At 26.5% G+C, this 7049-nt stretch carries 5 protein-coding genes; all 5 read right to left on the reverse strand.

The annotated features are described in order from the left end of the window. Nucleotides 1-8: 8 nt before the first annotated feature. Nucleotides 9-1388, reverse strand: a complete 1380-nt coding sequence (locus tag D3Z33_RS15305) for a tryptophanase (RefSeq protein ID WP_160198648.1) — start codon at nucleotides 1386-1388, stop codon at nucleotides 9-11. Between the two features lie 64 nt (nucleotides 1389-1452). Next, a complete protein-coding gene (locus D3Z33_RS15310) occupies nucleotides 1453-3126 on the reverse strand; it encodes a sensor histidine kinase (protein WP_160198649.1) in 1674 nt (557 codons plus the stop codon). Nucleotides 3127-3225: 99 nt separating this feature from the next. Beyond that, nucleotides 3226-4536, reverse strand: coding sequence for a gluconeogenesis factor YvcK family protein (locus D3Z33_RS15315; RefSeq protein ID WP_160198650.1), 1311 nt, complete (start codon nucleotides 4534-4536; stop codon nucleotides 3226-3228). 11 nt (nucleotides 4537-4547) lie between these two features. Further along, entirely contained in the window at nucleotides 4548-5405 is an 858-nt protein-coding gene (gene rapZ, locus D3Z33_RS15320) for an RNase adapter RapZ (RefSeq protein ID WP_160198651.1), read from the reverse strand. 12 nt (nucleotides 5406-5417) lie between these two features. After that, nucleotides 5418-6332: a UDP-N-acetylmuramate dehydrogenase gene (gene murB, locus D3Z33_RS15325; protein ID WP_243153536.1), complete on the reverse strand. Its 915-nt coding sequence runs from the start codon at nucleotides 6330-6332 to the stop codon at nucleotides 5418-5420. Nucleotides 6333-7049 lie beyond the last annotated feature (717 nt).

Genomic DNA, 7049 nt, shown 5'->3' on the forward strand with positions numbered 1-7049 from the left:
ATTTATTTTTATTCTATTGGCTTTAATTTAGCTATAAAATGTCTTAATACTTTTGGTTCATAACTAAAAGTATAACCTTTTAGTTGTTCCTTTCTTTTATTTATATTTTTAAATGCTTCTACAATAACATCCATATGATTATTTGTATATACTCTCCTTGGTATAGTAAGTCTTAATAATTCTAAAGGAGACTCTAATTGTTCACCTGTATCTGGATCTCTTCCTAATAAAAATGAACCAATTTCCACTGCTCGTATACCAGCCTCTTTATACAATTCTACACATAAAGACTGAGCAGGAAATTCATAGTATGGTATATGTGGTAACATCTTTTTAGCATCTACAAATACTGCATGACCTCCTACTGGCTTTTGTATCGGTATTCCTATTTTCTCTAGTTCTCTTCCCAAGTATTCAACTTGACCTATTCTACAAGTTAAATAATCTTCTTCTATTACTTCACGTAAACCTCTAGATAAAGCTTCCATATCTCTACCAGATAGACCTCCATAAGTAGGAAATCCTTCTATTGGAATCACATTTTGTCTAACACTTTCAAATAGTTTCTCATCATCTTTTAGAGCTATCATTCCACCCATATTAACTATTCCATCTTTTTTAGCACTCATGGTAAGTCCTTCACCATATGAAAACATCTCTTTTATTATTTCTTTTATAGATTTATCTTCATAACCTTTTTCTCTCTTCTTTATAAAATATGCATTTTCAGCAAAACGTGCTGAATCAAAAATTATTTTTAATTCATATTTATCTGCTAATTCTTTAACTTTCTTTATGTTTTCTATAGATACTGGTTGCCCTCCTGCACTATTACATGTAACTGTAATTATTATAAATGCACAACTTTCTTTTCCATTTTGCTCTATGAATTGTTCTAATTTTGCTATGTCAAAATTTCCTTTAAAAGGATGTTCTATAGCTGTATCGTATGCCTCATCTATTACTAAATTAACAGCTCTACCACCTTTTAATTCTATATGAGCCTTTGTAGTATCAAAATGCATATTTCCTAATACATATTGTCCTTTTTTAATTAACAACGGAAAGATAACGTTTTCCGCACCTCTACCTTGATGTGTAGGTACAAAGTAATTATATCCTATTAAATCTTTTATAGTTTCTTTTAAATTATAATAATTTCTACTTCCTGCATATGATTCATCACCTATCATAAGACCTGACCACTGATTATCACTCATAGAACCCGTTCCACTATCAGTAAGTAAATCTATAAATATATCTTCACTTCTAAGTCCAAATTGGTTATATCCTACCTCTTTAATTTTTTTCTCTCTTTCTTCTTTAGGTATAAGTTTTATTGGTTCAACCATTTTAATTTTATATGGTTCTGCCATTTTTTCATACATTTAAATAACCTCCTTTTTATACTATCACCTATTTTAAATATTCGATAAAAATATGAAAAATCCTTTATTTAATATCAGAAAATTCTATATTTGTTATGTGCTCTATTTCTTTTTGAGTCCGTTTCACATATCCTAGTTCTTCATCTTCTAATTTTATATTTGGAAAAAACAATTTAAACTCTGTTCCTTTTCCTAAATTACTATCTACTTTTATTATTCCATTCATCTTTTCCATAAGATTTTTAACTAAATTAAGTCCTAAACCTGTGCCACTATCTACCCTAGGTAAATTATATTTTATACTATTAAATTTATTAAAAATTTTAGGTATATTTTCCTTTTTTATTCCTATACCAGTATCTTTTACTGAAACTACTAAGTGTTCTTGACCTTCATATAAATTTACTAATATTTGTCCTCCCTCAGGAGTAAATTTAGTAGCATTTGATAATAAATTTAGTATTATTCTTTCATACTTATCTATATCTAATGCTACTATTTTCTCCTCAAATTCAGTATCAAATATAACTTCTATTCCTTTACTATCAGTTAAATCTATTATAGAATTCGTAAGTTCTTCTGTACAATGAACTATATCATAGTTTTTCATATCTAATTCTAAAAATCCAGCTTGAAACTTTTCTATATCTAAAAAATTATTTATAAGTCTAAGTAATCTATATGAATTAATTTTCATCATTTCAATATGACTTGTAACATTTTTACTTAATAATTTTTTATATTTATCTGTAAGCAGCAATTGACTTGCTGAAATTATAATATTTGCAGGTGATCTAAGTTCATGAGAAATCAATGAAAAGAATTTATTTTTTGTATTTAAAAACTCTGATTCCTCTGTTATATCCATTCCTGTTATTACTACTGATTTTATATTTTCATCTTCATCATATATAGGTATCCTTGAAAATTTCATAATTTTTTTAGTTCCATTTTGAAACTGAAGTTTAGATTTGCTCAATGTTTCAAAATTCTTATCTCTAATACTATCTATAGTATGATTGATTATATCACATCTCTGTGACTTTTCTATATCATAAAGTGATATTCCATATAAATCATCTTTCTCAATATCTACTCCTGTGACTCCATCAATTAATTTAATTGACGGGTTATTAATATATTGTATACGCAAACTAGGATAGCCAACTATCATAACAGCCATATTGAAATTTTCCATAACAGCCATAAATAATTTTTCTCTTTTTTGGACTTTCTGTTTTAAGAATTCGGAATATTCTATTTTATTTTTACTTCTTAATTGTTTTTCTAAAGTGCTTTTTATATGTAATAATGATTCATAATATTTAAATTTTTCTTCTTCATTAATCAAAATAATAGTTAAAATAGATAATAACTTATCTTTCCTATCATTTATTGGCACAGATATCTCTATATATTTATCATTATCAATTATAGAATACTCCCTATTTAAGAAAACTTCACCAGTAGCATTAATTCCCATAAACTTATTTTCCCAACATACACCCTCTACTAAATTAGTATAACTTAATTCATTTAAACATTCTGTGGATCCCCACTGTTTTAATAAGTAGCAATTTTTATCAAAAAAATTTATGCTTATATCATATTTTTTTTGATTAATAAGTAATAATTCTATATAAGGAGATATTTTATTTAAAATATCTTTATACTCTTTTATAGACTTATTATATTTTTCATTTGTATATTTAAATATACTCCTAGTTGTACTACTCATGCTATCCCACCTTTTTCTCTATTATATATATTATTATACAAATATTAAGAAAATCCTTCTTTTTTTAAATATATAGTAAAAAAATATCAAAAAGGGATATTAGTTCTTACTAATATCCCTTTTTGATATTAAAAAGTTTAAAATCTTAGACTTATACTTAGGAACAAGTTCTACAATTATACGACTAAGTTCAACTGTATCATGTCTAATATATTCATTTTTTATATCGATTAAATTATCTTCTATAATGTTAATATTATTAGCCTTTAAAAATTTTTCATCTTCCTTTGTTAATAATACAGGCTCTGACCCATCAAATGAATACTTTTCAAATATTTCCAAAGGTAATTTTTCATTATTTACTATTACATGATCAATTATATCTTCACTAGAATGTTTCAATATAGCAGATATATGATCTTTTACTGAGTAATTATCTGTTTCCCCAGGTTGTGTCATTACATTTGCAATATATACTTTATCTGCACTAGATTTCTCTAATTCTTCTACTATACCTTTAATCATTAAATTCGGTATTACGCTAGTATATAGACTTCCTGGTCCAAGCAATATTATATCTGCTCTTTTTATTTCTTCTATTGTTTCTTCAAGTGGAAATGATTCCTCAGGTTTTAAAAATACATAATCTATTTCACTATTTACCTTTCCATTAATAAGAGGTATATTAGATTCTCCTTTTACAGTTTTACCATTTTTAAGTTTGGCAAACAATGTTACATCTTCCAATGTCATAGGAAGAACTTTTCCTGATACTGCTAATACATTTGACATTTCTTTTATTGCAAGTTCAAAATTATCATATATACCATTCATTGCTGCTATAAATAAGTTACCAAAACTTTGTCCTTTTAAATCACCTTCAGTAAATCTATATTGAATAAGTTTTTCCATAGTGGGTTCTGTATCTGCAAGTGCCAATATACAACTTCTAATATCTCCTGGTGGAAGCATTCCTAAGTCTGAACGTAAAACACCAGATCCTCCCCCATCATCTGCAACTGTCACTACAGCTGTTATATTAGATGTATGATTTTTAAGCCCTCTTAATAATACAGATAATCCTGTACCTCCACCTAAAATTACAACCCTTGGTCCTTTATCTAATATTTTTTTCTTGTTTAACATTCCTGTAACTGAATTTCTACTTATATCAACTTCATATTTATGCTGATTTACTATAGTTAAAATTATTGTAAGTACCCTTCTAAGAGCAAAAAATGTAATTGCAACTCCAAATATAACCATAATTATATACATATAATTATTAATTATTATTAAATCCATATATTTATATATTGGAGATATTCCTAGTGATAATAATATTACTCCTATTATGCAAAGAATAACCCATCTTTTTATTCCAGATTTTATACTATATATTTTTTTCATAATTTTATCTACTACTCTATTTCACTATCTCTATGATTAATTATAGTTTTATAATTATTATTTTTTAAATATCTATATAATTCATTTGCAATAGTGACGGATCTATGTTTTCCACCAGTACATCCTATAGCTATCACCAACTGAGACTTCCCTTCTTTTGCATAATAAGGTATTAGGAAAGTGGTCATATCAATTAATTTATTTAGAAATTCTTTAGATTGGGAGTAATTCATTACATAATTTCTTACATCTTTATTATTTCCAGTAAAATCTCTAAGTTCATCTATATAATGTGGATTAGGTAGAAATCTTACATCAAATACTAGGTCTGAATCAAGTGGTATTCCATGTTTAAAGCCAAATGATATAACAGATATATTAAAATTATCTTTCTTTTCACCTTCCATAAATATCTTTTTTATTTCTTCTTGAAGATTTTTAATAGACAAATTTGTAGTATCTATTAAATAGTCAGATTTTGTTCTGATATCTTCTAATATTTTTCGTTCTTTTTCAATGCCTACGGTAATTTGTCCATTTGGAGAAAGTGGATGTGGTCTTCGATGCTCTTTATACCTTTTTATTAAAACATCATCTTTTGCATCTAAAAACATTATTTTATAATTATATCCAAAATCTTTTAGCTTTGATAAATTATCAAATAAATCATCAAAAAACTCTCCACCTCTTATATCAACTACAAGAGCTACTTTTTTTACATGATTAACTGTTTGATAACATAATTCAGCAAATTTAGGAAGTAAAGAAGGTGGTAAATTATCCATACAATAAAATCCTAAATCTTCCATTACCTTGATAGCTTGACTTTTACCAGCTCCAGACAGTCCAGTCACTATAACAAATTCCATATAATATCACTCCTATTCTTCGCCTACAATTAAAACTTCTCTTTCTAGTAATATTCCATGTTTATCTTTTACTGTTTTTTGTACTACTTTTATTAAATTTAGTATATCCTCACATGTAGCATTACCTCTATTTACAACAAAACCACAATGTTTTTCAGATACTTGAGCATCTTTATATCTTATACCACGAAGCCCCGATACATCAATAAGTCTTCCGGCATAATCACCTTCTGGCCTTTTAAATGTACTTCCTGCACTAGGAAGCTCTATGGGTTGTTTAGAGTTTCTTCTTTGAGTATAATCATCCATTGCTGCTTTTATTTTATCATACTCTCCTTCTTTAAATACCATTTCCACTTCTACAACAATTAGTTTTTTCTCATGTATTCTGGAATGTCTATATCCAAAATGCATCTCATCTTTATTATAATCTTTAATATCTCCATATTCATCAACGCATTTCACATTAGTTATAACATCTTTTAATTCCGTTCCGTATGCACCTGCATTCATAGTAACTCCTCCACCTATAGAACCTGGTATACCACTAGCCCCTTCTAATCCTGTAAGTGAATGTTTAAGAGCTTCTTTGGCGACTCTTGATACTTTTGCACCAGCTTGTGCTATTATTCTATTTTCATCTACTTTGATATCATTTAAATTATCATCTATTTTTATTACAAGTCCTCTTATCCCCTTGTCTCTAACTAAAAGATTAGTCCCATTACCAAGTACAAAAAATTCAATATTATTTTCATTACAAAATTTAATTAACTCTTGAACTTGTACTATATTATTTGGATATGCTACTATATCAGCTGGACCTCCAATCTTAAAGTATGTATGTTTCTTCATACTAACGCACTTTTCAATTTTAATATTCGTAAATTTATTATTTAATCTTTCATAAAATTTATCAATACTCAATAATATCAGCTCCTAAAAATATTTAAATGTATTTTATATACATACCTTATTATTGTATCATAAAATTTATGAATTTATTTTAAAACTATATTAATAAATACAAAATAAAAAGTTCTAGGAGAGAATGTCACCTCCTAAAGCTTTTCATAATTTATGCTATATTAAATGTTGTTATAAAATCTGTTCTTTTTCAAAACCTTGTAATCCTAAATGAAATTCTAAGTTATTCAATAAATAGTCTAATTTAATTTGATTGCAATTGATCTTATTGTAGAAAACCCACCACTTGGTCCCTTAATACTTTAGATATACTTTTTCTATCTTCATTTTTTTCATTTTCTGTAGCAAAATATACTGGACCTCATGTTTTTCATATAATTCTTCACCAACTTCCAACTATACATTAATTAAAGGAAATAAAGGTACTTAACATGCCTTTCCATACTTCAGATTCCCTTCAATTTCTTCACATATTTTATTATACAATATCGTATTTCCTTTAGAATATATCATAATTTTACATTTTTAAAACTTAACGATAATTTATTTCAAGAAAAATAAAAAAATTCAAAACCATATATTATTGTAATTTAAGAGCTTTTAATTAACAAAAATATGTTTATTTACTTATTATCACGAATATTTATTAAAGATTCTGTACATTTCAACAATTATTTTATATAATAAGATTTGAATAGCAAAATAGAAAGGTTGGGA

This window comes from Senegalia massiliensis (genome assembly GCF_009911265.1).
Lineage (GTDB): Bacteria > Bacillota > Clostridia > Tissierellales > SIT17 > Anaeromonas > Anaeromonas massiliensis_A.

Bases quoted from the DNA above. Each gene is read 5' to 3' on its own strand.
- D3Z33_RS15315 (WP_160198650.1), bottom strand. From the start codon at position 4,536: ATGAAAAAAATATATAGTATAAAATCTGGAATAAAAAGATGGGTTATT.
- rapZ (WP_160198651.1), bottom strand. From the start codon at position 5,405: ATGGAATTTGTTATAGTGACTGGACTGTCTGGAGCTGGTAAAAGTCAA.
- D3Z33_RS15305 (WP_160198648.1), bottom strand. From the start codon at position 1,388: ATGTATGAAAAAATGGCAGAACCATATAAAATTAAAATGGTTGAACCA.
- D3Z33_RS15310 (WP_160198649.1), bottom strand. From the start codon at position 3,126: ATGAGTAGTACAACTAGGAGTATATTTAAATATACAAATGAAAAATAT.